This is a genomic window from Serratia sp. (in: enterobacteria) (assembly GCF_052400455.1).
Taxonomy (GTDB): domain Bacteria; phylum Pseudomonadota; class Gammaproteobacteria; order Enterobacterales; family Enterobacteriaceae; genus Serratia; species Serratia ureilytica.
Window position 1 is genome coordinate 1,958,391 of the sequence record NZ_CP185812.1, and the last position, 25,024, is coordinate 1,983,414.

The following is a 25,024-nucleotide window of genomic DNA, read 5'->3' on the forward strand; positions in this document are numbered from 1 at the left end:
CTGCTGGGTGCTTAGTTAAGGGCGGAGGCGGTGGTGGTCATGGCGACGCTTTTCGCGTCGACCGGCATGCCCGGCATAAACACTTTCTGCATGCCGTCGACGATCACCCGATCGCCGTTCACCAGGCCTTTTTGCACAATGCGCAATCCTTCGGCCATCCGGCCCACGTCGATGTCGCGGCGCTGCGCCTTGCCGTCTTTATCGACGATGTAAACGAACTTGCGGTTCTGATCGGTCATCACCGCTTTGTCGTCGATCAGCATGGCGTTGAACTCGGCGCTGCCGGGCATCTGCACGCGGGCGAACAGCCCCGGCGTGAAGCGGCGATCGCGGTTGTCGAGTAGGGCGCGCATGCGGATGGTGCCGGTACCGGCGTTCAACTGGTTGTCGGTGAAGTCCACCAGCCCCTGATGCGGAGTGCCGTCTTCGCCCACCAGGCCCACCTTCACCGGCAGGCGCGCGTCGTGTCGGCCCTGCTGCTGATAGCGCAGGAAGGTCGCCTCATCCACGTCGAAATAGACGTAAACCTTATCGAGCGATACCAGCGTCGTCAGCACGCTGGCGCTGTCGCCGGCGGTGACCAGGTTGCCGGCGGTGATCATCGCGCGGCTGGCGCGCCCGTCGATCGGGGCGGTGACGTGGGTAAAGTCGAGATTAAGCTGCGCCATATCGAGCTGGGCCTGCGCCGCCAGCACGTTGCTTTGCGCCTGCGCGGCGGACGAACGGCGCTGTTCCCACACCTCTTGCGAGATGGCCTGAGTGCCGATCAGTTTCTCGGTTCGCGAAGATTCGCTGCGCGCGAGGGCTGCCTGATTGCGCGCCCGCACCAGCTCCGCCTGCGCCTGTTCGCGCGCGGCGCGGTAGGTGCGATCGTCAATGGTGAACAGCACCTGGCCTTTCTTCACCTCGTCGCCTTCGGTGTAGTTGACCCGCTCGATGTAGCCGGAAACCCGCGGGCGCAGCTGTACGCTTTGCACTGCTTCGACCCGGCCATTGAACGCATCCCACTGGCTGATCGGTTTGACCACCACGCTGGCGGCGCTGACCACCGGCGGCGGTGGCGGGGCGTTGTGCGCGACGCTGTTGTCACACCCGGCGAGCAGGGCGGCCAGCAGCGCCACCCCGGAGAGCCGCTGGCCCAGAGCGAAGGCGCGCGTGCGGCCGCCGGCGTTGAACGATGAGTTTGGTTGATTTGGCATTATTTTTATTCCGATAAGTAAGCGCTGTCTGGCCCCATACCCAGCCCTGTTTTCCGGGCTTTTCCCTTCATGCCGGCGTTCGGCGGAAGGGGCGCCGCGCCTTGTCATGGCGCAACGTTAGGTTTTGAAACATATTGGTGTCACATTAATGTATCAATATCGGTTACATTAATTGGGTGGAGTATAGAGGCGGCTTTCTGGTAAATGCAATAATAAAAATTGCATTTAAAGCGAAACTGTTGCAACGTATGCGCACTGGGCAGAGGGGGACCCTGCCGACATGATGGGAGCATCAGCATGAACACGACGGGTTTCATTACCGATTTGAAGACGTGGATCGACAACAATCTGGAAGAAAAACTGGATATCAACACCGTAGCGGACCGCGCGGGCTACTCCAAATGGCATCTGCAGCGCATGTTCAAGCGTCAGACCGGCTATGCGTTGGGGGAGTATATCCGCATGCAAAAACTGAAGGTGTCGGCGGAGCGCCTGGCCAACAGCGGCGAACCGATCGTCAGCGTGGCGATCTCGCTCGGCTTCGACTCACAGCAGTCGTTCAACCGCAGCTTCAAACGCCAGTTCGGCCAAACGCCGGGGGACTGGCGCCGCGCACTGGCGCAGCCGACGGCGGTGAGATGCACGCACCACTGAGCGGTTTGGCAGTGGGAATAAAAAAGCCTGAATTTGCGTTCGGGCTTTTTTGTTAGCATCTAAATGACTTTTTGAGTAACTCGAAATTTTTACAGTTAAGTTTTGATATTAGTTTGTCTCGTTTTTCCAGTTTATATATTTACAGAGCCCTTCCAAATCAGGGAATAAGGTTCGGCTACTGACACCATGTCTGTCTAGAGATTTTAATAGTTTTTCCCTGGTATCTTCTGGGATTTTTATTTCTTGAACTGACTCTGATATTTCATTGTTTTTTTCCAGGGGAACGAACTTCTTAGAGGATTTTGAGTACTTATGTGCAGTAAACCAACCATGCTGCGCGATAATTCTAGGGTTATTTAACTTTGGCCTTATAACCTGTGTTCTTCCTGTGTCAAATGGTCCTTTTTGCGGCTCTTTCAGATATCGATTTGCATCCAGTGCATAAACATAAACATCCCCTTTTTTCCAATCATTACATGCAAAGAATAAGGCTGCAAGTGGATTGCTAGTCCAATCTAATAACCGAGTCTTCATGCCGAAGTGTTGTGCTATTACTAAGAGATCCCAATCATCAAGATCATTTTTAGGTAGAATCGATGCGCCCATTCGCTTTAACTCTTTTATTAATTCTTGCTCAGCACTTGTTGAGTCGGTTTTTGGATTTTTTCGCGCTATACTTGGCAGTAAATTACCTTTTTCTGCTTGCCCCCTGAATAGCATCAGCTCCGAATCATTGCCAAGTCTCTCCACTATATCGACAAATTCAGAAAAATTTTTTGCTGTTTGTGATTTCATTTTTAACCTATTTTTATTTTTTGTTGAGTTGATAATGCATATATTTATCTAATCATCTAAGTAGAAAGATGCTAATGGGGATAAATATATCTCTACATTTACTCTAAGTAAATACGTTTGACGTGATTGCCGAGACGTTCTCAAGAAAATAGAGTTTAATTTAAGTGGTTTTTAAATTAAACCCATCAGGAAAGTGATGGTAGGCTTCTTCGTAGAATATGGCGGTAAGGGAGGGATTGATTCGCTGCGCTCACCCTGCGGGCCGCCGTTGGCGGTCCAAAACGCGAGCGTTTTGTCGAACCCTGTCGAGGATTCTCACCCTCCCGCTCGGTGCACTATGCATACAAAAAAGCCTGAACGCGAGTTCAGGCTTCTTCGTAGAATATGGCGGTGAGGGAGGGATTCGAACCCTCGATACACTTTCGCGTATACACACTTTCCAGGCGTGCTCCTTCAGCCACTCGGACACCTCACCATATTTTTTTGTTGCGAAATCATCGCTGCAACGGGGCGCTACTATAGGGAGTGGGGCCGATCCGGTCAAGAATAATTTCTGTGTTTTTGCTTGTCCGCTCAAGCCGTGTTCACTTTGTTGAAAACTGCGGCGAACTACACGTCAGAAGTCATGAAAGGGCGAGAAAATCAGAGAGGCGGTTCGAGGAGAACCGAGAAAAAGGGGAACCTCGGCAGCGTAAGGCGGGAGGCGTTCGCGGCGGGCCGCCGTTGGCGGTCCAAAACGCGGGCGTTTTGTCGAACTCTGTCGGGGCTTCTCACCCCTCTCGGCGGTGCACCATGCAAAAAAAAAGCCTGGACGCGAATCCAGGCTTTCTCTTTGAATTTGGCGGTGAGAGAGGGCTTGATTCGCTGCGCTCACCCTACGGGCCGCCGTTGGCGGTCCAAAACGCGGGCGTTTTGTCGAACCCTGTCGAGGCTTCTCACCCCTCTCGGCGGTGCGCCATGCAAAAAAAAAGCCTGGACGCGAATCCAGGCTTTCTCTTTGAATTTGGCGGTGAGAGAGGGGTTCGAACCCTCGATACACTTTCGCGTATACACACTTTCCAGGCGTGCTCCTTCAGCCACTCAGACACCTCACCGTTTTGTTGCCGATAACGCCTTGCGCTGTCGACGGGCGCTAATGTAGGAGAATCTGATCTCAGCGTCAACCCTCTTATTTCATTCTCATGACTGTTTAGCCAAACTTGCAGCAATTTGCTGATTTACCGAACGATATCCTGACTCTCGGCCGCCGGCGGACAGGGCGGCAGCGAGCAAAATGCGTGAAAGCCGATTGTTTGACTTTTTTCTGTACAGATAGCTCAATATCTCGCCATTGAGGTTGGGTTGTTTGCTGTTATATGCATTAATACTGGATTATTAGTCAGATGTGTCGCTAAATGGAATCATGTCGGCGCGGCGTTTTTGGCAAGGAACATCACGTCGCCGCGCAGATTGCCGGTTGACAGGCCGGCGATACCGCAGACAGGGACAGACTCATTACATAATAATGCAGTAGAGGTTCGTTTTGACTCCTTCAGATGCCATGCCGGCGCCGCAAGCGCGCCATGCCATTCCCCCCGGCGCGGGGGCGCTGTTCTTCATCCAGATCTTCGCCACGCTGGGTTTCGCCGTGCTCTATTCCACGCTGGTGCTGTACGCCACCAAGCGATTGGGTTTCAACGAAAGCAGCGCCAATGCCATGATGGGCGTGTTCGGCGCCTTCAACTATGGCCTGCACATGTTCGGCGGCTATCTCGGCGGCCGTTTCCTCAGCAACCGCAATCTGTTCGTGCTCGGTATGGTGCTGCAGGTGTTCGGCTGCGCGCTGATTGCCGTCGCGGGCGTGTGGGGGTTGTACTGGGGGCTGGCGATGTTCCTGACCGGCAGCGGTCTCAACGTGACCTGCATCAATATGATGCTCACCCAGCGTTTCAAACCGGACGATGATCGGCGCGAATCGGCGTTCCTGTGGAATTACGCCGGCATGAACCTCGGGTTCTTCGTTGGCTTTACTGTGGCCGGGTATTTCCAACTGACGGAAAATTATCGCGCGCTGTTCCTGTTCGCCACGCTGGGCAACGCGGCGGCGATCATCGTCGCCGTCTGTCGCTGGCGCATTCTGGCCGATCTCAATACGCCGCTCCACGACGCCAGCCGCAGCCAATACCGCTGGCGCATGCTGGTCGGGTTGGCGGTGCTGGTGGCGCTGGTGCCGATTATCCGCGTGATGCTGACCCATGCCGAGTTCAGCGGCCATTTCGTGATCGTGCTCGGCGCGCTGATCTTCCTGATGCTGTGCGTCGTGACGCTGCGCCACCATCCGCGCGATGAGCGCCGCAGAATGGTGGCCTATCTGATCCTGGCGCTGGGGTCGCTGGTGTTCTGGGCGCTGTATCAGCTGGCGCCGATGGGGCTGATGCTGTTCTCCGAGCACAACATCAATCTGAACGTTTACGGCATTCAGGTGGCGCCGCAGTGGATCCAGAACATCAACACGCTGGTGATCGTGGTGGGCGGCCCGCTGCTGGCCTGGTGGTTCAACCGCCTGCGCGCTCGCGGCTGCAACATCGACATTCCGCTGCAGTTCTCCGGATCGCTGTTTTGCATCGGGCTCGGCATGCTGGTATTGCCGCTGGGCATCAGCATGGCGGGCGGCGACGGGCTGGTGGCGTTTAAATGGATCGTCATCAGCTATGTGCTGCAAAGCGTCGGTGAATTGATGATCTCGCCGATCGGTTACGCGATGATCGGCAAGCTGGCGCCGCCGCGCTATCAGGGTGTGATGATGGGCTGCTGGATGATGGTGACCGGCGTCGCTTCGGTGTTGGCGGGCTACGTATCCGGCCTGATGCCGGAAAACAGCGGCAGTACGCCGCTGCAAACCAATCCCGGCTACAGCGAAATCTTCAGCGCGCTGGGCTGGGGGGCGACGGGCGTCGGCGTGGCGATGCTGATTTTAATTCCGCTGTTGCGGCGTCTTATCCGGCGCGACGGCGCGTCTGCCGCCTGATTTTGCGCACATGCACAACAGCCCCACTGGTCGGGGCTGTTTTTATTTTGGGCTTTAACGCTTGCATCCGGCGATGAATCGCGGAAGGCTGAAGGAAAACCAATAAAAACAAACGGGAGCCCGCAGTATGAACATCATCTATTACCATCCCTTATTTAACGCCCAGGAATGGCTGACCGGCATCAAGCAACGCCTGCCGCAGGCCGAGATCCGCGAATGGCAGCGCGGCGACGAGCGGCCGGCGGATTACGCGCTGGTATGGCGCCCGCCGCACGAGATGTTAGCCAACCGCCGCGATCTGAAAGCGGTGTTCGCCCTCGGCGCCGGCGTCGACGCCATTCTCGATCAGGAGCGCAAACACCCCGGCACGCTGCCCGCCGGCGTGCCGCTGCTGCGGCTGGAGGATACCGGCATGGCGCAGCAGATGCAGGAATATGCGCTGAGCTATGTGCTGCGCTATTTCCGCCGTTTCGACGAGTATCAGGCGTTGCAGCAGCGGCAGGAATGGCAGCCGCTCGATCCGCACTCGCTGGATGATTTCACCATCGGCATCCTCGGCGCCGGCGTGCTGGGGCAGAGCGTGGCGCGTAAGCTGACCGAGTTTGGCTTTAGCGTGCGCTGCTGGAGCCGCAGCGCCAAACAGATTAACGGCGTGCAAAGCTTCGCCGGGGAGACTCAGCGCGCGGCCTTCCTCGACGGCGTCAAACTGCTGATCAACCTGCTGCCCAATACGCCGGAGACCGTTGGCATCCTCAACCGCGAGCTGTTCGCACAGTTGAGCGCGGGCGCCTACCTCATCAACATCGCGCGCGGCGCGCACCTGGTGGAAGCCGATCTGCTGGCGGCGCTGGAGCAGGGGCAACTGGCCGCCGCCACGCTGGACGTGTTCGCCCGTGAGCCGCTGCCGCAGGATCACCCGTTCTGGCGTCATCCGCGTGTCACCATTACCCCGCATATTGCTGCCATCACGTTGCCGCAGCAGGCGATGGATCAGATCGCCGCCAACATTCGCGCGCTGGAGGCGGGGCATACCCCTGCCGGCGTGGTCGACAGGCAACGGGGGTACTGATCCTTCAGCCGCCGTTCGGTAACTGATAAGCTGACACCGTCATCGCGCCCGCCCGCACCGCTGCGGGCAGGCCCTCTGGAAGGAGAAACAATGTATCCCGTTGATTTGCATATGCACACCGTCGCCAGCACGCACGCTTACAGCACGCTGCACGATTACATCGCCGAAGCCCGGCAGAAGGGCATCCAGCTGTTCGCCATCACCGATCACGGCCCGGACATGGCCGATGCGCCGCACTACTGGCACTTTATGAACATGCACGTTTGGCCGCGCCGGGTGAACGGCGTGGGCATTTTGCGCGGTATCGAAGCCAACATCAAAAACCTGCAGGGCGATATCGACTGCACCGGCCCGATGCTGACGGCCACCGACGTGATCATCGCCGGTTTCCATGAGCCGGTGTTTGCGCCGCAGGATAAAGCGTCCAATACTGAAGCGATGATCGCCGCGATGGCGCAGGGGGACGTGCATATCATCAGCCACCCCGGCAACCCGCGTTATCCGATCGACATTCCCGCCGTCGCGGCGGCGGCGGCCAAATACGAGGTGGCGCTGGAGCTGAATAACTCGTCGTTCACCCACTCCCGCAAGGGCAGCGAGGCCAACTGTCGGGCGATCGCCGCCGCGGTGCGCGACGCCGGCGGCTGGCTGGCGCTGGGCTCGGATTCGCACGTCGCCTTTTCGCTGGGTAACTTTGAGCACTGCGAGCGCATTATCGAAGAGGTGGGCTTCCCGCAGGAGCGCATTCTCAACGTCAGCCCGCGCCGGCTGCTGGATTTTCTCGAGCGGCGCGGCAAGCCGGCGATTGCGGAATTGGCCGATTTGTGACATCGTCCCGGCAAAATTTTCCGTATTGAATAAGGCTTTATCATGAATGAGTTTTCGATTGTCTGCCGCGTGCTGGGTACGCTGTTCTACCGCCAGCCGCAGGATCCGCTGTTGGTGCCGCTGTTCGCGCTGATTAAAGAGGGCAAGCTGCAGCAGCACTGGCCGCTGGAACAGGATGACCTGCTGAAGCGCCTGCAGCAGGGCGGCGACGTCAACCAACTGGCGACCGACTTCAATGCGATGTTCGTCGGCAGTGAATGCAGCGTGCCGCCGTTCCGCTCCGACTATGTCGAAGACGCAAGCGAGGCTGAAGTGCGCGCCTTCCTGCAGCAGCGCGGCATGCCGCTGGCTGAGGCGCCGGCCGACCATTTCGGCCAGCTGCTGCTGGCGGCGTCCTGGCTGGAAGATCAGTCGCAGGAAGATGAAGCACAGGCGCAGATCGCGCTGTTCGACGAGTTCCTGCTGCCGTGGTGCGGCCGCTTCCTCGGCAAAGTGGAAGCGCACGCCACCACCGGTTTCTACCGCACGCTGGCGCTGATGACCCGCGACGCCCTCCAGGCGATGCGCGACGAGCTGGCCGAGTACGAGCAGGACGACGAAGCGGGCGACGAAGACGCGTAACGCCGCAGCCATCCTGGCGGGCCGCCCGGCCCGCTAAACACAGGTTTGCATCCCCCAGACGTAAATTGACAAAAGATCCCCTAATCTGGCGGTTTACCGTCGGTTCGGCCGCGCCTGCGCGCCGCGTTTTCTCACGCAAGGGGTAGATGATGAAAAGTAACTGGATGCAGCAGATTCAAACGTTGATCGGGCAGAAGGGCGGCGCGATGGGCGGGGCAGAAGGCATCGGCAAGCTGCTGGCGCCCACGGCGCTGGGCGGCCTGGTCGGCGTGCTGTTGGCCAACAAATCTTCGCGCAAGCTGGTGGGTAAGTTCGGCAAGAATGCGCTGATTATCGGCGGCAGCGCGGCGGTGGGCGCGGTGCTGTGGAATAAGTACAAGCAGCGGGTGAAAGAGACCCATCAGGACGAACCGCAGTTCGGTTTGCAAACCACGCCGGTGGATCTGCGCGCCAAGCGTTTGGTGCAGGCGCTGGTGTTCGCCGCCAAAAGCGACGGCCATATCGATGCCGACGAGCAGCGCGCCATCGATCACAGCCTGGCGCAACTGCAGGTGGGGGAAGAGGCGCAGGGCTGGGTGCAGGAAGCGCTCGACCAGCCGCTCAACCCGGCGTTAATCGCCCGCAGCGTGCAAAACGAAGACGAGGCGCTGGAGGTTTATTACCTGAGTTGTCTGGTGATCGACGTCGATCACTTTATGGAGCGCGGCTATCTTGATGCGCTGGCGCAGGCGCTGAAGATCCCGGCGGACGTCAAGCAGGGCATCGAGAGCGACGTCAACGAGAAAAAGCGCGAGCTGGCATAGCGCCGCTTGGCAAGCCGGGGGGAATCGTGTCACTCTTGCCGCAATCTATGTAAGCGGATGATTTAGCAATGATGACCCCACCGAAAGCGGAAAAACGGCCTTATCCCATCACTATCCACGGCGATACGCGCGTGGATGACTACTACTGGCTGCGCGACGATGAGCGCGCAGATCGTCAGGTGCTGGACTACCTGCAGGCGGAGAATGCCTACACCGATGCGATGTTGAAGCCGCAGCAGGCGCTGCGCGAAGCCCTGTACGAAGAGATGGTGGCGCGCATCCCGCAGCAGGAACATTCGGTGCCTTACGTGCGCCACGGCTATCGCTATCAGACGCGCTACGAGCCGGGCAACGAATACGCGATTTATGTGCGCCAGCCGCAGGCCGAGAGCGAGCAGTGGGATGTGCTTATCGACGGCAACCAACGCGCCGAGAACCACGAGTTTTACACCCTGGGCGGGCTGGACGTCAGTCCCGACAATCAGCGTCTGGGGGTGGCGGAGGATTTCCTGTCGCGCCGCCAGTATGACATTCGTTTCAAGAACCTGGCCGACGGCAGCTGGGCCGACGAAGTGCTGGAAAATACCTCCGGCAGCTTCGAGTGGGCCAACGATTCCTCGACGGTGTACTACGTGCGCAAGCACGCCAAGACGCTGTTGCCGTATCAGGTTTATCGCCACGTAGTCGGCAGCGATCCGCAGCAGGACGAGCTGATTTACGAAGAGCAGGACGATACCTTCTACGTCGGGCTGGAGAAGACCACCTCCGAGCGCTTTATTCTGATCCACCTGAGCAGCACCACCACCTCGGAGATCCTGCTGCTGGACGCCGATCGGGCGGATGCCAAGCCGCAGCTGTTCGTGCCGCGGCGCAAGGATCACGAGTACGCCATCGATCACTATCACCAGCATTTCTATATCCGCTCCAACAAGGACGGCAAGAACTTCGGCCTGTACCAGAGCGAGCAGGCGGACGAAGCGCAGTGGCAGACGCTGATCGCCCCGCGCGCCGACGTGATGCTGGAGGGCTTCAGCCTGTTCCGCGATTGGCTGGTGGTGGAAGAGCGCAATGCCGGCCTGACGCTGCTGCGCCAGATCCACTGGCAAAGCGGCGAAGAGAAGCGCATCGCCTTCGACGATCCGACCTACACCACCTGGCTGGCGTATAACCCGGATCCGGAAACCGCGCTGCTGCGCTACGGCTATTCGTCGATGACCACCCCGACCACGCTGTACGAGCTGAACATGGACAGCGGCGAGCGGACGATGCTCAAACAGCAGGAAGTGAAGAATTTCACGCCGGACAACTACCGCAGCGAGCGGGTGTGGGTGAAGGCGCGCGACGGCGTCGAGGTGCCGGTTTCGCTGGTGTATCGCCAGGACAGCTTCCAGCGCGGCGCCAACCCGCTGATGGTGTATGGCTACGGCTCTTACGGCAGCAGCATGGATCCAGCGTTCAGCGCCAGCCGCCTGAGCCTGCTGGATCGCGGTGTCGTGTTCGCGTTGGCGCACATTCGCGGCGGCGGCGAGCTGGGGCAGCTGTGGTATGAAGACGGCAAGTTGTTCAACAAGCAGAACACCTTCAACGACTTTATCGACGTGACCGAAACGCTGGTCGCCCAAGGGTACGGCGACGGCAAGCGAGTGTTCGCGATGGGCGGCAGCGCGGGCGGCCTGCTGATGGGCGCGGTGATCAACCAGGCGCCGCAACTGTTCCACGGCGTGGTGGCGCAGGTGCCGTTCGTCGACGTGGTGACCACCATGCTGGATGAGTCCATTCCGCTGACCACCGGCGAATACGACGAGTGGGGCAACCCGAACGAGCAGGCCTATTACGACTACATCAAGCAGTACAGCCCGTACGATCAGGTGAAAGCGCAGGAGTACCCGCATCTGCTGGTGACCACCGGCCTGCACGATTCGCAGGTGCAGTATTGGGAGCCGGCCAAGTGGGTGGCCAAGCTGCGCGAGCTGAAAACCGACGATCGGCAACTGCTGCTGTATACCGACATGGATGCCGGCCACGGCGGCAAATCCGGCCGCTTCAAGGCCTATGAGGATATTGCGTTAGAGTACGCCTTCATTCTGGCGCTGGCGGAATAACGGTGTGCGGCGGGCGGCCTGCGCCGCCCGCTGTGTTAGCCAATCAGATAGTATTTCAGCGTGTGTTTCATGTCCGGGCTCAGATCGTCGATGGATTTCAGCATCCAGCGCAGATAGCCGGGGTCTTCCTGGGCGATGCGATCGATCTCCTGCCCGCGATATTTGCCGAACTTGAACTTCTTCAGCAGCACCGGCTGTTCGGTGATCTGCACCATTTGCTCCGGCGTCCAGCCCGAATCCTTGATGATGCGTTGCAGCAGCGCGGCGGTGACGTAGCAGTCGTACAGCGCGCGGTGCGGGTACAGCGTGGCGTCTGCCGGCAGCTGCACGTCCAGATTCAGCGCGTAGCGCAGATACTGGTTGCCGTACTTGATGTCCGGATACAGCGTGCGCGCCAGCTTGAGGGTGCAGATCCAGGCGCCGTTCATCTCCGGCAACACCCCGCGATCAAAGGCGGCGTTGTGCGCCACATAGTAGGGGCTGCCCTGATAGCGGCCGATCGCCACCGCAATGCGCGGTTTGCCTTCCACCATCTGTTCGGTGATGTGATGAATAGCCATCGCGTCGAGGCTGATGGGGCGGTCCGGACTGATCAGGTCGCTCATCGGGTTGGTCAATTGGCCGTCGAGCAGATCGAGGGAGGCCACTTCCACCACGCCGCCGTCCAGCCCGCAGGTCTCGGTATCTATTACGCGTAACGTCATGCTTTCCTCCGCGTTGCCGTCAGGTTTCAGCTTAACCGGCACAGGCGGCCGTGCCAACCGTCGCGGGTCTTGTCGGCGATGATAAGACCAGGGGCGTCATCCGGCGCGGCAACCAAAAGCGCTCCCGTTTCATCCCAGATGGCGCTGCGGCCTGCCGGGATCCAGCCTCCGGTCGGCGCCGCATGGTTGGCCATCAGCGTGACCATGCCATAACGACGGGCATAGCCTGCCAGCACAGCGCTGTCTTTCGCGTAACCGGCTTCAGATACCAGCACGCCGGCGGCATAAATCTGCGCACCCGCCAGCGCGGCGGCGCTTGCGTGGCCGGGTTGCGAGGTGTCGGCGCAGATAGCCAGCGCGATGCGTTGCCGATGTATTTCCAGCAGCGTGCCGCCATTACCGGGCAAGAACCGTTGTTGTTCCGCGCCGTGCAGATGTTGCTTGGTATAGGCGGCCACCGCGCCGTTGGGGTGAAAGATCAAGGCGGCGATATGCAGCGCCTGGCCGCTGCGCAAGGGCGCGCCGACGATGATCGTCATCTGATGCGATTGCGCCGCCGCAGTGAGCGGTTGCAGACGCGGATCGTCCAGCGTCAGCGCCAGTTCGGCGGCATCGGCCAGCTCATAGCCGCTTAGCGACAGTTCGGGAAAAACCAGCAGTTGCACCTGCTGTTCGGCTGCCTGCGCGACAAATTCAAGGTGACGTTCAAGGTTGCAGGCGATATTGGCCGCAGCGGCGGGGTATTGGGCTGCGGCGAGGGTAAAGCAGGGCATTGGCCATCTCTCCAGTGAGGCAATAAAAAACCCGCCTTGGCGGGTTTAATGACGGATGGAAGGACGCTTACTCACCAGACGGATGCGCTTTTTTGGCGCGTTTCTCCGCACGTTTCTCGGCTGGGGTTTTCAACGGCTTCTTCTTCGCATTTTTTTTGCTATCCATTCCCTTACTCATGATGGCCTCTCGTTACCTATGATTGGGTGGCTTGCTCAGCCATTAACCGCCTAAAGCCGACAGGATGCAAGCGACAAAGTGCAAGTAGTATGTAACAGGCTGTTTGCACGTGAAATTTTGTTTTTGGATGACCGGGTGCTTAAAATAATTATTATGTTATAATATTACACTTTTAGGGTTCGGAGAACGCAATGACAGTGATGACATTACCGGATGCGCAGCAACTGCTGGCCATGCCGGATTCTGATTACATGAACTCGGTTCAACGGGCTTTTTTCCGCCAGCTGCTGCAGGATGAGCGGCAAAAACTGCTGTTGCACATCGATGAGCTGAAGAAGGCGATCGACAGCGGCGAAGCGACGGGCGATGAAGCCGACAAGGCGGCGCGCGAAGAAGAACTGCGCCTGTTGTTCCGCCAGTTGGATCGCGAAAGCCGCCTGCTGCCGAAAATCGATGCGGCGCTGGCGCGGTTGCAGAACGGCGAATACGGCTACTGCCGGGAAACCGGCGAACCCATCGGCTTGGCACGCCTGATGTTGCGCCCGACGGCGGAACTGAGCATCGAGGCGAAAACCGCACAGGAGATGCGCGAGCCGCATATGCGTAAAGGCGTGTAGGCGTAACAAGGCGTGAACTGATCGGGCCTGTGGGCATTTTGCAGGCGGGTCGTTGCGATTTTGAGCAAACGCGCGCCGAGTTCCCGGCGCGCGTTTGAGTTTTCAGGTTTTACCGTTGACCTGCCGGGCGGCTTCCGCTTTGATGAAAGCATGACTCACAGAGAGACGGAAAGCGCCATGGAACAATTACGAGGTTTGTACCCGCCGTTAGCGGCATACGACAGCGGTTGGCTGGACACTGGGGATGGCCACCGGATCTACTGGGAGCTGAGCGGCAACCCGAACGGTAAACCGGCGGTCTTCATTCATGGCGGGCCGGGCGGCGGCATCTCTGCGCATCATCGCCAGCTGTTTGATCCCGAGCGCTACAAGGTATTGCTGTTCGATCAGCGCGGCTGTGGCCGCTCCCGTCCGCACGCCAGTCTGGACAACAACACCACCTGGCATTTGGTGGCCGATATCGAGCGGCTGCGCGAAATGGCCGGCGTCGAGCAGTGGCTGGTGTTCGGCGGCTCCTGGGGATCTACGCTGGCGATCGCCTATGCGCAGACCCACCCGGCGCGCGTCAGTGAAATGGTGCTGCGCGGCATCTTTACCCTGCGCAAGCAGGAGCTGCATTGGTATTACCAGGACGGCGCTTCGCGCTTCTTCCCGGACAAGTGGGAGCGCGTGCTGTCCATTCTGTCGGATGACGAGCGCAAAGACGTGATTGCCGCCTATCGGCAGCGGCTGACTTCAGCCGATCCGCAGGTGCAGCTCGAAGCGGCCAAACTGTGGAGCGTGTGGGAAGGGGAAACGGTGACGCTGTTGCCAAGCCGTGAATCCGCTTCGTTCGGCGAGGATGATTTCGCGCTGGCGTTCGCCCGCATTGAAAACCACTACTTCACGCATTTGGGGTTCCTGGAGAGCGATGACCAACTGCTGCGCAACGTGCCGCTGATCCGCCATATCCCGGCGGTGATCGTCCACGGCCGCTATGACATGGCCTGCCAGGTGCAGAACGCCTGGGATCTGGCCAAGGCCTGGCCGGAGGCGGAGCTGCATATCGTGGAAGGGGCGGGGCATTCGTTTGATGAACCGGGCATTTTGCACCAGCTGATGATCGCCACCGACCGATTCGCCGGCAAGTGACACGAAAAACCCGCCGTAACGGCGGGTTTTGTTATTTGGCCTTCGGTTCGTAAGGCAGACGCGAAAACTTGTGGGATTCCGCGCGGTAGTGCGCCACGCGCTCGCGAAAATAGTCGCGCAGCGGCTCCGGCTGCTCGCGCTCCACCACTTCCGGGATCACCGGCATGTTGTAACGCTCTTTGTACGCCACGCCTGAGGCGGCGAGATCCACATTCACCCTGTCCATTTCTTCTTTGGACAACTCGGCCAGATTGTAACCCACCTTATGCTCCTTACTTTGCCGCATTGAATCTGCGCAGAAGGTAATCCACCCGGCGGCGCTTGGCAAGCCCGTTGCGCCGCGGCGGCGGGCGATATTTATCCAAGAGTAATGCAATCTATTTATTCTTTTAAATAAGAATGATTCGCTTTTTGATTAAAATAAAAGATCTAAATAATTATCATGTTAATTACCAATAATTTTATGATATTTTAACTTATTGATATAATTTGTTTTTGTAATTGATTTGGTTTGAATGTAAATAAGGTGTTTTTATTTTTACGGCGACAGGGCATAATGCGCGGAAATTAAATTCATGACCTGCAAAATAAAAGGAATGATTATGCTGACGCAAGAAATGACTCAAAAGCTGAATGAGCAACTGAATCTGGAGTTCTACTCCGCCAACCTGTATCTGCAGATGAGCGCATGGTGCAGCGACAAAGGCTTTGAAGGCGCCGCCGCATTTCTTAAAGAGCACTCTCAGGAAGAGATGCAGCATATGCAACGTCTGTTCGACTACCTGAGTGACACCGGCTCTCTGCCGCTGCTGGGCACCATCGCGGCCCCGCCGGTGGCGTTTGAGTCGCTGGCGGACGTGTTCGAGCAGACCTACGAACACGAGAAGCTGATCACCCGTCAGATCAACGAGCTGGCGCACGCGGCAATGTCCTCTCACGATTACTCCACCTTCAACTTCCTGCAATGGTACGTGGCGGAGCAGCACGAAGAAGAGAAACTGTTCAAATCCGTGCTGGATAAGCTGGCGCTGGTGGGCACCAGCGGCAAAGGCCTGTTCTTCATCGACAAAGACCTGAAGAAAATGGGCGCGATGGGCCAGGGCGGCAACGGCCAGGCCTGATTCCTGACTGAACATTGAAAAACCGCGCGCGGGGCAAACCCGACGCGTGGTTTTTTTTACCCTGCGTTTATCGCGGTTATGCGGCGATACGTGCTGCCGGATCGCAAAATGCCAGTGATGCGCTCGACTTGCTGAGGCGTGCTCGTTATGATTTACCGCGATACGCTACAGGGATGGTAGAGTCAAAACAGCGGGTTAGCCGATACAACCCGTTTTTCTGTTTACCCGTGGCGCAATCATTTGCGGTGGGTTGGGGCCGCTGATACATCGCCTTGGCTGTGGCCTTAACCCTTATGACCCTCTTTATATTGTTAAGGGATACCACTGTGATCGGTAAAATTCGTTCCTCCTGTCGCCTGCTTTCCACCGTTTTCGTCCTGTTCGTTGGCCTGTCTTCACAGCAAGCCTTGGCGCACGCTCACCTGAAAGTGGAAACGCCGAAGGCCGACGCCAGCGTCAGCCCGGCGCCGAAGGCGCTGACTCTCAGCTTCTCCGAAGGCATCGAGCCGAACTTCAGCGGCGTGAAAATCACCGGCCCGGATAACGCTGTGGTGAAAACCGGCAAGCTGCAGCTCGATCCGAACAACAACACCCAGGTCAACGTGCCGATCGAAGGCGAGCTGAGCGCGGGCAAATACAACGTCAGCTGGCATGTGGTGTCGGTCGACGGGCATAAAACCAAAGGCCAGTACAGCTTCACCGTAAACTGATCGTGAGTTTGGCGACCCTGTTCGTTCTGTGTCGCTTGGTGCACTTTGCGGCGGTGATGCTGATGTTTGGCATCAGTCTGTTCACCGCCTTATTGGCACCGCAGCGCCTTTCCCCGATCCTCTCCCGCGATGTGCGTCCGCTGCTGCTTGCCGGCACCTGGATTGCCGGGCTTTCCGCCGTGGCGCTGCTGGCCATTCAGGCTGGGCAGATGGGCGACGGTTGGCAAGACACCTGGCGGCTGGAGGTTTGGTGGGCGGTGCTCGGCACCACCTTCGGCGAAGTGTGGCGCTGGCATCTGGGCCTGTCGCTGCTGGCGATCCTGAGCCTGCTGCTACCGGAACGGCCGCGCGCGCAGGCGTTGGCGCTGTGCTCAGCGCTGCTGCTGGTGAGCCTGGCGTTCATCGGCCACGCGGCGATGCACGAAGGCGCGCTGGGCGCGCTGCACCGCGCCAACCATGCGGCGCACCTGCTGGCCGCCGGTTACTGGTTCGGCAGTCTGGCGCCGCTGCTGGTTTGCCTGCGCTACCTGCAGCCGCCGCAGTGGCGCAGCGACGCCATCACCACGCTGATCCGTTTCTCGCGCTGGGGGCACCTGGCGGTGGCGGCGGTGATCGTCACCGGCATCGTCAACAGCCTGATCATACTCGGCGGTTGGCCGCTTAATCTCAGCTCGCCTTATCAGCGCCTGCTGCTGATCAAAACCGCGCTGGTGGCGCTGATGGTGATGGTGGCGCTGGCCAATCGCTACGCCATCGTGCCGGCGATGAGCCGCGTACCGGCGCTGGCGCAGCGCGGGGTGGTGCTGGCCTGCTGGCTCGAAGTCGGGCTGGGGATGGCGGTGCTGCTGCTGGTCAGTTTATTTGCAACCTATGCGCCGGTTTGACATTTCAGCTTGCCGCAGGCCGGCAAGCTGCGGGAAAATCGACGCGAATAGCAACCTTAAGGCCATCACATGAAATCGGTATTACTCGGCATTACGCTGCTGGCAACCGCGACCGGCGCGCTGGCGGCAGACAAACTGGTTAACATCACCAAACTGGAGTACGGCAAACAGTGGGCGTTCACCAAGGAAGAGGTGACGCTGCAGTGCCGCAGCGGCGGCGCGCTGTTCGTGCTGAATAACAGCACCCTGATGCAATACCCGCTCAACGACGCGGCGGAGCAGCAGGTGAAGAAGGGCCATCAGCGCGCGCAGCCGCTGGACGTGATCCTGCTGGACGATCCCGCTGAACCGGGGAAGAAAATGAGCATGGCGCCGTTTATCGAACGCGCCGAGAAGCTGTGCGCTGACTAACCGCTTGTTTGCCAACGCCTTGCCCAGCGCGCGCAGATTGATGCGCATTTGCCGCATAGTTATTTCGTCACGAAACTATCACGCGGCCGCCGGGCGGCTGGCAAAACTGGCGCGGTAGGCTACTCTTAAAGTGCACGGCTGAACAAGCCCTGCATTAAATGCCAACTTTTAGCGCACGGCTCTCTCCCAAGAGCCATTTCCCTAGACCGAATATAGGAATCGTATTCGGTCTTTTTTTAACTTATTGATTTTATTGATTTATTTTATCAAAACTCGAATTTACTCGAAATTTACTCGAATTTTGATATTCGGTCTTTTACAGCATTACGTACTCTTTCCCCCTCGTATTGAGGTATTTCAACGTCATCGTTTCTGATGAATGCCCCAGCAGTTTTTGCGCAAAATCTTTCCCTCTTTCCTTCTCATACAGCCGGCCAGCCAAACTGCGGATCTCGTGAAAGGTCGGCGGACTTTCCTCGAACGGCAAACCTGAAGCCTTCCGCGCCGCAACAAATTTTTTCGTTAGTCCATCAGGATGTAGTGAGCCATTAGGGCTGTTTTTGCGTATTCCTGCGCTGATCATAAAGTCTGTCGTGCTGACCAACCTGCAGCGATCGATCACCGTCCCCAGGCGGAGGCCTACGATTTTCAGCTCCAGATCGAGGGGTAGGGAAATCATAGCGCCCGTCTTCCCTTGCTCGACAAGCAGTCGACCGTTTACGACATGACTGAAACGCATCTGAGTCAGATCTTCTCGGCGCTGGCCACAAACCAAAGCCAGATCCATCGCCAAGCCGAACCAGGGAGGCATTGTGTCTGCTGCACCACGAATAGGCCCGTATTGCGCCAGTTCCAGGCGTTCGCGCTTCACCACGACTTTTGCGGCGCGGGTAGGTGTTACGGGGTTGCTTTCGATATGACCTTCAACAATCGCTTCACGGAAGATATCGGAAAGCACGGAACGCATGGCTGTCGCCATCGTTTTTTTGTCCTGGGCGATCCAAAACTCCAAGAACTCAGCGATGTGTTTAGTCGTAATTTTGGATAGCACCATGCTTCCCAGTCGTTCACGGATAATGGCTAGTTGCCCGGTGCGTACCTTATAGGTGTTCTCGGCCAATTGGCGACGTTTAAAAAGGATATCGTACCGCTCGAGCCAAGTGTTTAGGGTGTATTCGTGACTACCTTTGATTTTCTCCAGGAGCAGAATAGGGGAGAAATTCTGCTCGATGTAATGATTAGCCTCGATCGCTTGTGAAATCGCCTCACGGCGTGAGATCTGACCCAGCGAGATTTCCTTTTTTGTGACAGGATTGCGCCAGTAGAAAGTTTTTCCCTTACGGCGAAATGTCAGGTTTTTGGGCAGTCGCATGTCATATTCCCCCCTTTGTCGAGTCATTAATCACTTTCTCCATGAACGCTGTTCTTGCTGGCTCGATGCTGCGAGCTTCTTTTATTTTTTTACCTAAGCGAGGATCGCTTGGGTCTATGTATATGGCACTAGGTACAAGCCTGTATTGCTTCCCATGTTTTTCAGCCGCCGGGTAAAAATTGCCGTTTCGAGCCCAGCGCTGAAGAGTTTGCAATGACGGTTTTTTCCCAGGGTAAGTGCTATTGCACCATTCCTCTAAGGTCAAAAATACGGCGTGGCTAGTGCTGCAGATTGTGTTTGGAAGATGACTATTGCAACTCCCCTGGATCAATTTGTTGGACATGGTCTTTCCTCTGTTTCAACTTCAGTAATTGAGCGATTGCGTCGTCGGTCACACGACACGCCCGGGCGATATCGTCATCGTTCAGCGTCACTTTTCTGACGCTGGCAGACAGCCGGCCGATCTTGATATCGAAATCAGAGAGTAGGCGGGCGCCTGGTTGCCATGGTTGCATTGCTGTTCCCCGTTGTGTGGTTTCCAACAATGCAAACATGGCGGGGGTGGTTATTTCTGATTAGGCGTAATTGGTTTTTTAAAGGCTTCTTTCTCGCGTGTCAGGCGTACAGATTGCGGGAAGTGGAAAGCCAGCTCGCCGCGGCTCTCGGCCTCAATGATTCCGGTGGTACCGTCAGGGAAGGTCACGTGCACCGCATCGCCTTTGGCCAGGTACATTCTCAGCATGTGAGATCCTCAGTATTGGCCCCGTCGCCGGGGCCGGATGATTAACGCACCTGCAGCGACGGTTCGCCGATTTCGATATGCGCGCCTTTGACTTCCACGCCGTTCTCGATTGCCTCTTTGATGGCTTTCTTGTCCGGCGCTACCACCGTTTGCACCGTCACCAGTTCATCAGGCAGCAGGTCGGCATTGTCGACCACCACGCTGGCGGAGCCTTTGCGCGCCGTGAAGGTGTTCGCCGTGGTTTTAATTGAGCCTTGACCGCTGGCCAGCAGGCACGCCAGCACATACTTGCGGATCGACTTGGCGCGGTTCTCGAATGACTTTTTACGGTCGGTCAGGCGTTTGATTTCCGCCGTCAGCGTGTCGGCCTGCCCCTCGATATTGCGAACGTGGATAAAAGCGGCGTCCAGCTTGTCGCCGAGCGCCCCTTCAATACCTTCAAGCGTGTCGGCGATCATCTCCGGCGTCAGATCGTCGGAGGTTTCGACCAGTTCGTGCAACTTGGCGTAATCAGCTGCTAATGCAATGGCGGTAGTGCTCATGGTGCTTTCTCCTCGGACAATGCGGCGATACGTTCATCTTTCAGTGCGGTGAGGCGGCGCAGGCGGCCGGCCAGGTACTTGGCATGATCGGCATCGCCTTTTGCCTCAGCGGCCTTGCGATGCGTTTCGACCTCGCGAGCGATGGAGGCGTGAACCTTACTGGCCTCGTTGACTGTTACAGCAGATGTGATGGTGTCGGCGACTTTTGCCAGCTTCTCGTCCAGTTCTTCACGCAGGCGCGTTACGTCTTCGGCCTTGTCACTGGCATTTCTGATCGCGAACTCGGTGGCGTTTTCTTCGCGATATTCCGGCAGGTCGTGCCAACCCAGGAACACGTCGGCGGAGAAGCCCAGCATGGACAGCGACTTTTTGATCGCGTCGGTGAGGCTCTTTTTCATCACCTCACCGTCAGCCATAAAACCGCGCTTCGTTTTGTACATATATGGCGTGGCGCCATATGCCGTAACTCGGCCTTTGGTGCCGTTCAGAACATACCAAAACTCGATCAGTAGGCTGTGGTTCTGCTCGAACAAGATAGAACCGTCTGCATCGCGTAGAATGCGGTTACCAATAATTTTCCCGCCCTCGAATACGGCCTCGCTCATTGGTGCGCCGGCGATCATCTTCTCTTCTACAATGTCAAATCCCCAGCCCGTACCGATAGGGCCAAAAATTTCGGTTGCGCGCATAAACATGTATTCGCTGTTGATGCTGGTACCGACATAGCCAGCCCCTTCGATCGGCTTCGTATATCGAGGATCTGTACGCATAACGCGCTTCCAGATATCGAGATTCTTCTGGGCCTCAGCTGGCTGCTCGGCGATCACCTGCGCAACCTGCGCGGCGCGCTGCTGGAAATCGTCGGCTTTCAGCTGCTGCGCCAGCGCTTCGGCGCGGTCGGCGTTTTCTTCCGCCTGCTGCAGTTGCGGGGATTTCTCCGCTGGCGCGTTGGCGTAAACGCCATAGCCCATCTGATCCAGTTGCTGCTTGGCCTGCGCAGCCGCGGCGTCGGTAACCTGCTGCTGCGCCACTTCCGTTTTTTCACCCTGATTTGAGGCGGCAGGCTGCGCCGTGTCTGGATCCGTATGCTGCTGCTCACCGCTTCCGATCAGACCTTCGATAGAGAAGCGGCCGCCGCCAAGGTTGGCCACCTCGACCGGCTTCTCGTCGCCCTTGCCATAGTTCGCCAGTTCGGCGCATGCAGGGTGACCAGCAAGACGGGATTTCACAAAGTGCAGGCGTTCTGCGTCGTCGCTGATCAGCTTGAGGTTTTTCAGGCCGTCGGAAATGATGCCGTGGCGCACGTCCGTTTCGACGTTGAGAATGCCGACGATCACACGCAGCGTTTTGTCCCACGCGCGCCAAGCGTTATCGCGGTTTGCGATAATCTCTTTGGCGTTCTTCACGTCAGCCGCTTTCGCATCCGCAGGATTAACGCCCATGATCGACAGTGCGGTGTGCATGCTCAGGGTGTTGTAGTCGGCCGCACCGCCGGTATTGTCGGTGCTGGTGCTGGTGCTGGTGCTGGTGCTGGTGCTGGTGCTGGTGTGCGTGAGGTTTTCGCGATCGTCAGGCTTGTCGACCCAGGCCTGTGCGAATGCGGTGGTGGCTTCTCTGGTCGGCATGGCGGTGGTGTTTTGGAACAGTGCTGAAACCAATTTGTAGACGGATGCGGGGTACATGGCGCCGACAGCGGGAACTGATACAAGCCCGTCGATCACCGCGCGCATGCCGGTATCATCTGGCGTTTCCTCGTCATTGAGCAAATCCACAACCAGCGATAACTGACTATCATCGATCTCGCCATCACCGTACATCACAACGGCGGCGATCCGAACGTTGGCAGGCTGCGCCATCAGGTCGATAGGCCCGGCCGGCAATTCTGGCTCTGGCTCTTTTGGCGTCCAGGCGTTGCCGTCGAACACGTTATCAGCGGCAAATTTTTCATCGAACTGACCGACAGCCGGGCGAGGGTGGCCAGTTTGATCTTCGACGGTTTTCGGGTTGAAGAAGTTGTCGCCGCCCTCCGGGTAGGATTCGTACAGTTTGCCGGTGGCGATGCTTTCGGCCGCGCGCTTGTTTGGCGCTTCCAACGAGATCACCAGCGGCACGGCGCCGTTAACCTGAGCCTTTTTCTTAGGCTCAAAAAGTGAAATGTAGATAGGCATTTTTGGTCTTTCCTCTGTTTAAAAACGGCGCTGGTCAGGCGCCGGGGTGGGTTAAAATTTCTCGCGCGCTACGGCTTTCACGTTGTCACAATACCAGCTGTAAAGCTCACGTTGGCGCTGCTGCAGGGTGTCAGACGTCGCCATCATTACGGCCATTAGCAAGCGGTCGCGGGTGTCGGCGGCGTTGCCGTCGATGTAGGTGAAAACCTCGATCGCCTCGTCGGAATAGCCGTGCGTCGCCGCGGCTTCGAACTGATCGCGTTGGCTTGCTGGATCGACTCCATACCACAGCACCAGCTCTGATTTCAGGTTATCCATTTCGATATCCATGGCCACGCCCTCAGTACGGGAGTTCGTCGGCGTCGACAGGGCAGTGCTCAATGCAAAGCAGCTGCTGCACCTGATCGTCGATCTCGGCAATGCGTTTGTAAGTGGCGTCGGCCAGACGGGCTTTTTCCAGCTTCAACGCTTCAACCTGTTTCCCGATGATGTCGATCGGTTCAGGCTGGTTAACGTCGATGTGGATTGTGCGGGTTTCCAGCAGCACGTATTCCGGGTACTGAGACATGTCCATGGTGAACACAGAGATTTTCTCTTGCGTGTACTGGCTAACGTTCGCGTGGATAAACAGCGTGACGGGTATCTGTAGTGCTTTCATAGCGACTCCTGATATAATCGGAGCTGATCAGTAGCTCCATGGGTTATTGGTCTTTCCTCGATACAGGGTTGGTCCCCTGTATCATTCCCGGTTGCTTTGGTCGGCGCCGGGGTAAAAGAACCCGCTTCGGCGGGTTTTTTTACGTCTGGTGGTTGCCGGTCTTTCCCGGCTGTCAGAGCTGGTCAGGCTCCCGGTCTTTCCTCAATTTGCTGGGTGAAAAAATTGCCCCGGTGCGCGGGGCGAAAGACTACACACAGCAATGTCTTTCGGGTTGTGGTGGCCGAGAACAACGCCCCGAAGTTACGACCACCACGTTTAAATTCTTTGCCGCGTATCGCCCGGCTGGCGGAACATTTCTGAACAACCGCTGCAGGGTTAGTGCGCTGTTGATGGAGATTAATTTAGATAATTCTAACTTTAAGGTCAATATAAAATTAGATAAAACGAACAAAATGAGCGATAAAAAGCCCAACGTCATGAAAACATTGGGTTAATTTTTACAGGGATTTTCTGGCTTGAAGCAACTCTTCAAACAGTCGGTTCAGACCATCGACCTTTTCCCGAAGAGAGGCTAGGTGGGCTTCTTTCTCAGACTCTGGTAATGCCTTAAACAAATCCAGCAGTTCAGTTTCACGTTCATCGAGTTGACGCGGCAACTCAACCGGATCGCCTGGCTGCTGATTCTCATCTCCGTAAAGAATCCACGTAGGTGAGCATTGTAAAGCCTTGCTGAGGGCGAATAGATTTTTCCCTCCTGGCTCACTATCACCCGTTTCCCATTGCGAGATCGTGACGTGGGCAACCTGCACGTTCTTTGCAAGAGCGCGCTGGGTGAGTTTCAGTTCTTTTCTTCGCGCACGAATGCGCTCGCCGGGTAATGTCATAGTTAGATTATTCTAAATTTTCTTGACTTCGTTATCCTGAACATCTAGCTTGTTAGACAAATCTAACAAGAGGTGTCCGTATGTATACCGCAGATGCAATCGCATTCTTCAAAACTAAAGCAGGGCTGGCTGCTGCGGCCGGCGTAAAAAAACCAACTGTTTACGCATGGGGCGAGCTTGTTCCCGAAGGGCGTGCCGCTCGTCTTGAACGTATTACTAACGGTGCCCTGAAATACGATCCCGCGCTTTATCAAAACCGCGATGGTGTCAACAAGGGTGCAGCTTAACAACCAACCCCACCGAAATCCGATTAAGCAAAATTGGTTTTCGAGCGACAGGAGACGCGAAGTGGAAAACATCGAGAAACTGAAAAATGAGATCGTGGGCTGGGCGGCGGAGCAGGGGCAGGAACACGTTGCCATCGAGATCACCCGCGCATGGTTCCAGCTTGGCGCAGGCGGTGACCGGGTTCGGCTGTATCCGATCGAGGATGAAACCGGCGCCGCCGACTGGCGAGCGATCAACACCAACCGGCAGGCGATATTTCGCCACATGCGCAGCGAGTCGAAAGCTGCGCGTGAGAAAGTTCGGGAGCTGGCCGACGCCATGCTCGCAGCGCTGCCGGCGGAACGGCGTGCCCGGCTGGCCGGCCCGACTCAACAGTATTTGCTTTCGGTGGCCATCCGTGAATTTGCCGCCGCGATTATCGCAATCCTACTTGGTGCCTGTGACACGCCGCAGCGCATTGCCGGCGCACTTGTCGCCCTGCAGGAAACCCAGCGCCTGACCAGCGCCGCGTAAAACTTTGTACCGAGGAAAGACCAATGCTCAATTCAATCGACCGCATCACCTGGCGGAACGGCTACAAGCTGAATGGTGCGCCAGCGCACCGGGAAGAAATCGAGCCAATTTTTGAAGGCCGGCGCGCTGCTGCGCTGTCGGTCTGGGAACAATACGAGCAGAGCAAGGCTGCGCTGCGCCAACTCAATTTATCGCCGGGGCAGTACCAGGACGCGTGCCGACAGATAGCGGACGCGCTGGGGATCTGACG

Annotated in this window: 31 protein-coding genes, 2 tRNA genes and 2 other RNA genes; 17 read left to right on the forward strand and 18 right to left on the reverse strand. The window is 57.5% G+C overall.

Annotated features, from left to right (window positions below; all coding sequences use genetic code 11):
* Nucleotides 1-11: 11 nt before the first annotated feature.
* A complete protein-coding gene (sdeA, locus tag ACORQT_RS09380) occupies nucleotides 12-1,199 on the reverse strand; it encodes a multidrug efflux RND transporter periplasmic adaptor subunit SdeA (protein ID WP_042784221.1) in 1,188 nt (395 codons plus the stop codon).
* Nucleotides 1,200-1,496: 297 nt separating this feature from the next.
* On the opposite strand from sdeA, the gene ACORQT_RS09385 reads away from it, so the two are divergent.
* Entirely contained in the window at nucleotides 1,497-1,853 is a 357-nt protein-coding gene (locus ACORQT_RS09385) for a helix-turn-helix domain-containing protein (protein ID WP_033642706.1), read from the forward strand.
* A gap of 108 nt (nucleotides 1,854-1,961) precedes the next feature.
* Here ACORQT_RS09385 and ACORQT_RS09390 read toward each other — a convergent pair whose 3' ends face one another.
* From ACORQT_RS09390 to ACORQT_RS09410, 5 genes are all read right to left on the reverse strand, one after another.
* Nucleotides 1,962-2,648, reverse strand: a complete 687-nt coding sequence (locus ACORQT_RS09390) for an FRG domain-containing protein (RefSeq protein WP_089196927.1) — start codon at nucleotides 2,646-2,648, stop codon at nucleotides 1,962-1,964.
* A gap of 219 nt (nucleotides 2,649-2,867) precedes the next feature.
* A non-coding RNA gene (locus ACORQT_RS09395) (RtT sRNA) lies at nucleotides 2,868-2,987 on the reverse strand.
* Between the two features lie 46 nt (nucleotides 2,988-3,033).
* Nucleotides 3,034-3,123, reverse strand: a tRNA-Ser gene (locus ACORQT_RS09400).
* Nucleotides 3,124-3,487: 364 nt separating this feature from the next.
* Nucleotides 3,488-3,608, reverse strand: a non-coding RNA gene (locus tag ACORQT_RS09405) — RtT sRNA.
* 44 nt (nucleotides 3,609-3,652) lie between these two features.
* A tRNA-Ser gene (locus ACORQT_RS09410) sits at nucleotides 3,653-3,742 on the reverse strand.
* Nucleotides 3,743-4,188: 446 nt separating this feature from the next.
* Here ACORQT_RS09410 and ACORQT_RS09415 point away from each other — a divergent pair.
* The 6 genes from ACORQT_RS09415 (at nucleotide 4,189) to ACORQT_RS09440 (ending at nucleotide 11,078) form a co-directional block, all read left to right on the forward strand.
* Nucleotides 4,189-5,655: a peptide MFS transporter gene (locus ACORQT_RS09415; protein ID WP_444859425.1), complete on the forward strand. Its 1,467-nt coding sequence runs from the start codon at nucleotides 4,189-4,191 to the stop codon at nucleotides 5,653-5,655.
* 127 nt (nucleotides 5,656-5,782) lie between these two features.
* Nucleotides 5,783-6,724 (forward strand): glyoxylate/hydroxypyruvate reductase GhrA, encoded by a 942-nt coding sequence (gene ghrA, locus ACORQT_RS09420; RefSeq protein ID WP_164057149.1) that lies wholly within the window; start codon nucleotides 5,783-5,785, stop codon nucleotides 6,722-6,724.
* Between the two features lie 90 nt (nucleotides 6,725-6,814).
* Complete coding sequence (locus ACORQT_RS09425; RefSeq protein ID WP_033642709.1) at nucleotides 6,815-7,552, forward strand: phosphatase; 738 nt, start codon at nucleotides 6,815-6,817, stop codon at nucleotides 7,550-7,552.
* Between the two features lie 42 nt (nucleotides 7,553-7,594).
* The gene (locus ACORQT_RS09430; RefSeq protein WP_164057148.1) at nucleotides 7,595-8,173 is read left to right on the forward strand and encodes a TorD/DmsD family molecular chaperone; all 579 of its coding nucleotides are present in this window, start codon (nucleotides 7,595-7,597) and stop codon (nucleotides 8,171-8,173) included.
* 149 nt (nucleotides 8,174-8,322) lie between these two features.
* Nucleotides 8,323-8,976, forward strand: coding sequence for a tellurite resistance TerB family protein (locus tag ACORQT_RS09435; RefSeq protein ID WP_108682279.1), 654 nt, complete (start codon nucleotides 8,323-8,325; stop codon nucleotides 8,974-8,976).
* A 68-nt stretch (nucleotides 8,977-9,044) separates the two neighbouring features.
* Nucleotides 9,045-11,078, forward strand: coding sequence for a S9 family peptidase (locus ACORQT_RS09440; protein WP_047026280.1), 2,034 nt, complete (start codon nucleotides 9,045-9,047; stop codon nucleotides 11,076-11,078).
* 35 nt (nucleotides 11,079-11,113) lie between these two features.
* On the opposite strand, the gene exoX is transcribed toward ACORQT_RS09440, so the two are convergent.
* Complete coding sequence (gene exoX / locus ACORQT_RS09445) at nucleotides 11,114-11,782, reverse strand: exodeoxyribonuclease X (protein WP_033644251.1); 669 nt, start codon at nucleotides 11,780-11,782, stop codon at nucleotides 11,114-11,116.
* A 26-nt stretch (nucleotides 11,783-11,808) separates the two neighbouring features.
* Nucleotides 11,809-12,555 (reverse strand): carbon-nitrogen hydrolase family protein, encoded by a 747-nt coding sequence (locus tag ACORQT_RS09450; RefSeq protein ID WP_164057146.1) that lies wholly within the window; start codon nucleotides 12,553-12,555, stop codon nucleotides 11,809-11,811.
* A gap of 369 nt (nucleotides 12,556-12,924) precedes the next feature.
* Here ACORQT_RS09450 and dksA point away from each other — a divergent pair, with 369 nt between their 5' ends.
* A complete protein-coding gene (gene dksA, locus ACORQT_RS09455) occupies nucleotides 12,925-13,350 on the forward strand; it encodes an RNA polymerase-binding protein DksA (RefSeq protein WP_033652008.1) in 426 nt (141 codons plus the stop codon).
* Between the two features lie 177 nt (nucleotides 13,351-13,527).
* The gene (gene pip, locus ACORQT_RS09460) at nucleotides 13,528-14,481 is read left to right on the forward strand and encodes a prolyl aminopeptidase (protein ID WP_164057145.1); all 954 of its coding nucleotides are present in this window, start codon (nucleotides 13,528-13,530) and stop codon (nucleotides 14,479-14,481) included.
* 31 nt (nucleotides 14,482-14,512) lie between these two features.
* On the opposite strand, the gene ACORQT_RS09465 is transcribed toward pip, so the two are convergent.
* On the reverse strand, nucleotides 14,513-14,743 hold the full coding sequence (locus tag ACORQT_RS09465) for a DNA polymerase III subunit theta (RefSeq protein WP_033642715.1): 231 nt from the start codon (nucleotides 14,741-14,743) through the stop codon (nucleotides 14,513-14,515).
* Between the two features lie 340 nt (nucleotides 14,744-15,083).
* Here ACORQT_RS09465 and ftnA point away from each other — a divergent pair, with 340 nt between their 5' ends.
* The 4 genes from ftnA (at nucleotide 15,084) to ACORQT_RS09485 (ending at nucleotide 17,607) form a co-directional block, all read left to right on the forward strand.
* The gene (gene ftnA, locus ACORQT_RS09470) at nucleotides 15,084-15,602 is read left to right on the forward strand and encodes a non-heme ferritin (protein ID WP_033642716.1); all 519 of its coding nucleotides are present in this window, start codon (nucleotides 15,084-15,086) and stop codon (nucleotides 15,600-15,602) included.
* A 293-nt stretch (nucleotides 15,603-15,895) separates the two neighbouring features.
* Entirely contained in the window at nucleotides 15,896-16,312 is a 417-nt protein-coding gene (gene yobA, locus ACORQT_RS09475; RefSeq protein WP_046686875.1) for a CopC domain-containing protein YobA, read from the forward strand.
* Between the two features lie 2 nt (nucleotides 16,313-16,314).
* Nucleotides 16,315-17,196, forward strand: coding sequence for a copper homeostasis membrane protein CopD (copD, locus tag ACORQT_RS09480; protein WP_042784225.1), 882 nt, complete (start codon nucleotides 16,315-16,317; stop codon nucleotides 17,194-17,196).
* 69 nt (nucleotides 17,197-17,265) lie between these two features.
* The gene (locus ACORQT_RS09485) at nucleotides 17,266-17,607 is read left to right on the forward strand and encodes a YebY family protein (RefSeq protein WP_016928154.1); all 342 of its coding nucleotides are present in this window, start codon (nucleotides 17,266-17,268) and stop codon (nucleotides 17,605-17,607) included.
* Between the two features lie 316 nt (nucleotides 17,608-17,923).
* On the opposite strand, the gene ACORQT_RS09490 is transcribed toward ACORQT_RS09485, so the two are convergent.
* Genes ACORQT_RS09490 through ACORQT_RS09525 form a run of 8 tightly spaced genes read right to left on the reverse strand, consistent with a single transcriptional unit; the run spans nucleotide 17,924 to nucleotide 23,089 of the window.
* Nucleotides 17,924-19,006 (reverse strand): tyrosine-type recombinase/integrase, encoded by a 1,083-nt coding sequence (locus ACORQT_RS09490; protein ID WP_444859364.1) that lies wholly within the window; start codon nucleotides 19,004-19,006, stop codon nucleotides 17,924-17,926.
* Complete coding sequence (locus tag ACORQT_RS09495) at nucleotides 18,981-19,322, reverse strand: excisionase (protein ID WP_444859365.1); 342 nt, start codon at nucleotides 19,320-19,322, stop codon at nucleotides 18,981-18,983. The genes ACORQT_RS09490 and ACORQT_RS09495 overlap by 26 nt, the downstream gene beginning before the upstream one ends.
* Nucleotides 19,288-19,494, reverse strand: coding sequence for a hypothetical protein (locus tag ACORQT_RS09500; RefSeq protein ID WP_444859366.1), 207 nt, complete (start codon nucleotides 19,492-19,494; stop codon nucleotides 19,288-19,290). The genes ACORQT_RS09495 and ACORQT_RS09500 overlap by 35 nt, the downstream gene beginning before the upstream one ends.
* A gap of 50 nt (nucleotides 19,495-19,544) precedes the next feature.
* Nucleotides 19,545-19,721: a hypothetical protein gene (locus ACORQT_RS09505; protein WP_168166355.1), complete on the reverse strand. Its 177-nt coding sequence runs from the start codon at nucleotides 19,719-19,721 to the stop codon at nucleotides 19,545-19,547.
* 41 nt (nucleotides 19,722-19,762) lie between these two features.
* On the reverse strand, nucleotides 19,763-20,263 hold the full coding sequence (locus ACORQT_RS09510) for a siphovirus Gp157 family protein (protein ID WP_195880703.1): 501 nt from the start codon (nucleotides 20,261-20,263) through the stop codon (nucleotides 19,763-19,765).
* A complete protein-coding gene (locus ACORQT_RS09515; RefSeq protein ID WP_444859367.1) occupies nucleotides 20,260-22,431 on the reverse strand; it encodes a hypothetical protein in 2,172 nt (723 codons plus the stop codon). Before ACORQT_RS09515 ends, ACORQT_RS09510 begins: the two co-directional genes overlap by 4 nt.
* Nucleotides 22,432-22,482: 51 nt before the next feature.
* Entirely contained in the window at nucleotides 22,483-22,761 is a 279-nt protein-coding gene (locus ACORQT_RS09520; protein WP_089194571.1) for a hypothetical protein, read from the reverse strand.
* 10 nt (nucleotides 22,762-22,771) lie between these two features.
* Nucleotides 22,772-23,089, reverse strand: a complete 318-nt coding sequence (locus ACORQT_RS09525) for a hypothetical protein (protein ID WP_099032783.1) — start codon at nucleotides 23,087-23,089, stop codon at nucleotides 22,772-22,774.
* 38 nt (nucleotides 23,090-23,127) lie between these two features.
* On the opposite strand from ACORQT_RS09525, the gene ACORQT_RS09530 reads away from it, so the two are divergent.
* The gene (locus ACORQT_RS09530; RefSeq protein WP_444859368.1) at nucleotides 23,128-23,583 is read left to right on the forward strand and encodes a hypothetical protein; all 456 of its coding nucleotides are present in this window, start codon (nucleotides 23,128-23,130) and stop codon (nucleotides 23,581-23,583) included.
* A 3-nt stretch (nucleotides 23,584-23,586) separates the two neighbouring features.
* Here ACORQT_RS09530 and ACORQT_RS09535 read toward each other — a convergent pair whose 3' ends face one another.
* Nucleotides 23,587-23,973 (reverse strand): helix-turn-helix domain-containing protein, encoded by a 387-nt coding sequence (locus ACORQT_RS09535; protein ID WP_047568254.1) that lies wholly within the window; start codon nucleotides 23,971-23,973, stop codon nucleotides 23,587-23,589.
* 80 nt (nucleotides 23,974-24,053) lie between these two features.
* On the opposite strand from ACORQT_RS09535, the gene ACORQT_RS09540 reads away from it, so the two are divergent.
* The 3 genes from ACORQT_RS09540 to ACORQT_RS09550 all read left to right on the forward strand — a co-directional run bounded on the left by ACORQT_RS09540 (nucleotide 24,054) and on the right by ACORQT_RS09550 (nucleotide 25,022).
* Nucleotides 24,054-24,260 (forward strand): Cro/CI family transcriptional regulator, encoded by a 207-nt coding sequence (locus ACORQT_RS09540; protein WP_047568252.1) that lies wholly within the window; start codon nucleotides 24,054-24,056, stop codon nucleotides 24,258-24,260.
* A 61-nt stretch (nucleotides 24,261-24,321) separates the two neighbouring features.
* On the forward strand, nucleotides 24,322-24,774 hold the full coding sequence (locus ACORQT_RS09545; RefSeq protein WP_089194573.1) for a toxin YdaT family protein: 453 nt from the start codon (nucleotides 24,322-24,324) through the stop codon (nucleotides 24,772-24,774).
* 23 nt (nucleotides 24,775-24,797) lie between these two features.
* On the forward strand, nucleotides 24,798-25,022 hold the full coding sequence (locus tag ACORQT_RS09550; RefSeq protein WP_127146226.1) for a hypothetical protein: 225 nt from the start codon (nucleotides 24,798-24,800) through the stop codon (nucleotides 25,020-25,022).
* The last annotated feature ends 2 nt before the right edge of the window (nucleotides 25,023-25,024 follow it).

Excerpts from the sequence above, each read along its gene's own strand:
- ACORQT_RS09550 (WP_127146226.1), top strand. The coding sequence starts at position 24,798 with ATGCTCAATTCAATCGACCGCATCACCTGGCGGAACGGCTACAAGCTG.
- ACORQT_RS09530 (WP_444859368.1), top strand. The coding sequence starts at position 23,128 with ATGGGTTATTGGTCTTTCCTCGATACAGGGTTGGTCCCCTGTATCATT.
- dksA (WP_033652008.1), top strand. The coding sequence starts at position 12,925 with ATGACAGTGATGACATTACCGGATGCGCAGCAACTGCTGGCCATGCCG.
- ACORQT_RS09490 (WP_444859364.1), bottom strand. The coding sequence starts at position 19,006 with ATGACTCGACAAAGGGGGGAATATGACATGCGACTGCCCAAAAACCTG.
- ACORQT_RS09515 (WP_444859367.1), bottom strand. The coding sequence starts at position 22,431 with ATGCCTATCTACATTTCACTTTTTGAGCCTAAGAAAAAGGCTCAGGTT.
- ACORQT_RS09505 (WP_168166355.1), bottom strand. The coding sequence starts at position 19,721 with ATGCTGAGAATGTACCTGGCCAAAGGCGATGCGGTGCACGTGACCTTC.
- ACORQT_RS09450 (WP_164057146.1), bottom strand. The coding sequence starts at position 12,555 with ATGCCCTGCTTTACCCTCGCCGCAGCCCAATACCCCGCCGCTGCGGCC.
- ACORQT_RS09435 (WP_108682279.1), top strand. The coding sequence starts at position 8,323 with ATGAAAAGTAACTGGATGCAGCAGATTCAAACGTTGATCGGGCAGAAG.
- ACORQT_RS09500 (WP_444859366.1), bottom strand. The coding sequence starts at position 19,494 with ATGCAACCATGGCAACCAGGCGCCCGCCTACTCTCTGATTTCGATATC.
- ACORQT_RS09390 (WP_089196927.1), bottom strand. The coding sequence starts at position 2,648 with ATGAAATCACAAACAGCAAAAAATTTTTCTGAATTTGTCGATATAGTG.
- pip (WP_164057145.1), top strand. The coding sequence starts at position 13,528 with ATGGAACAATTACGAGGTTTGTACCCGCCGTTAGCGGCATACGACAGC.
- ACORQT_RS09535 (WP_047568254.1), bottom strand. The coding sequence starts at position 23,973 with ATGACATTACCCGGCGAGCGCATTCGTGCGCGAAGAAAAGAACTGAAA.
- ACORQT_RS09485 (WP_016928154.1), top strand. The coding sequence starts at position 17,266 with ATGAAATCGGTATTACTCGGCATTACGCTGCTGGCAACCGCGACCGGC.
- ACORQT_RS09540 (WP_047568252.1), top strand. The coding sequence starts at position 24,054 with ATGTATACCGCAGATGCAATCGCATTCTTCAAAACTAAAGCAGGGCTG.
- ACORQT_RS09525 (WP_099032783.1), bottom strand. The coding sequence starts at position 23,089 with ATGAAAGCACTACAGATACCCGTCACGCTGTTTATCCACGCGAACGTT.
- ACORQT_RS09440 (WP_047026280.1), top strand. The coding sequence starts at position 9,045 with ATGATGACCCCACCGAAAGCGGAAAAACGGCCTTATCCCATCACTATC.
- yobA (WP_046686875.1), top strand. The coding sequence starts at position 15,896 with ATGACCCTCTTTATATTGTTAAGGGATACCACTGTGATCGGTAAAATT.
- ghrA (WP_164057149.1), top strand. The coding sequence starts at position 5,783 with ATGAACATCATCTATTACCATCCCTTATTTAACGCCCAGGAATGGCTG.
- ACORQT_RS09415 (WP_444859425.1), top strand. The coding sequence starts at position 4,189 with ATGCCGGCGCCGCAAGCGCGCCATGCCATTCCCCCCGGCGCGGGGGCG.
- ACORQT_RS09495 (WP_444859365.1), bottom strand. The coding sequence starts at position 19,322 with ATGTCCAACAAATTGATCCAGGGGAGTTGCAATAGTCATCTTCCAAAC.
- ACORQT_RS09520 (WP_089194571.1), bottom strand. The coding sequence starts at position 22,761 with ATGGATATCGAAATGGATAACCTGAAATCAGAGCTGGTGCTGTGGTAT.
- exoX (WP_033644251.1), bottom strand. The coding sequence starts at position 11,782 with ATGACGTTACGCGTAATAGATACCGAGACCTGCGGGCTGGACGGCGGC.
- sdeA (WP_042784221.1), bottom strand. The coding sequence starts at position 1,199 with ATGCCAAATCAACCAAACTCATCGTTCAACGCCGGCGGCCGCACGCGC.
- ftnA (WP_033642716.1), top strand. The coding sequence starts at position 15,084 with ATGCTGACGCAAGAAATGACTCAAAAGCTGAATGAGCAACTGAATCTG.
- ACORQT_RS09385 (WP_033642706.1), top strand. The coding sequence starts at position 1,497 with ATGAACACGACGGGTTTCATTACCGATTTGAAGACGTGGATCGACAAC.
- ACORQT_RS09510 (WP_195880703.1), bottom strand. The coding sequence starts at position 20,263 with ATGAGCACTACCGCCATTGCATTAGCAGCTGATTACGCCAAGTTGCAC.
- ACORQT_RS09430 (WP_164057148.1), top strand. The coding sequence starts at position 7,595 with ATGAATGAGTTTTCGATTGTCTGCCGCGTGCTGGGTACGCTGTTCTAC.
- ACORQT_RS09425 (WP_033642709.1), top strand. The coding sequence starts at position 6,815 with ATGTATCCCGTTGATTTGCATATGCACACCGTCGCCAGCACGCACGCT.